This is a genomic window from Anaerococcus lactolyticus ATCC 51172 (assembly GCF_000156575.1).
In the GTDB taxonomy this organism is placed as follows: domain Bacteria; phylum Bacillota; class Clostridia; order Tissierellales; family Peptoniphilaceae; genus Anaerococcus; species Anaerococcus lactolyticus.
The window spans coordinates 1-302 of the sequence record NZ_GG666100.1 but is presented as its reverse complement, the minus strand read 5'-3'; the positions used below and the strand labels follow the sequence as shown (position 1 = coordinate 302).

The window sequence follows — 302 nt, the reverse complement described above, 5'->3', positions numbered from 1 at the left end:
AAGGTACGCCCTAACTTTGGAGCAAGTTTTTTACGAATTTAATGTCGCTCTTAAGTATTTTTCAACCATTCCCTTGGCTATAGTTTTTATTTTTGCCACAGATCCGTCCGAATTTTCATCAAGCCTAAATAGGATTGGCCTATCCTACAAAATCTCTTACGCAGTAGCTCTTGCCCTTAGGTATATACCAGATATCCAAAAATCTTATTTTGATATCAGGCAGGCAAGCCAGGCTAGGGGGATAGAAATGAGCGAGAAGGCAGGTCTTGTAAAGAGAATTAAGGCGAGTAGCAATATTGTAA

The 302-nt window shown here is 39.4% G+C and carries 1 protein-coding gene; it reads left to right on the top strand.

Annotation, left to right across the window (positions count from 1 at the left end; translation table 11 throughout):
- A partial coding sequence (locus HMPREF0072_RS10450) for an energy-coupling factor transporter transmembrane component T family protein (RefSeq protein WP_039931500.1) occupies positions 1-302 on the top strand: 302 nt, incomplete at both ends.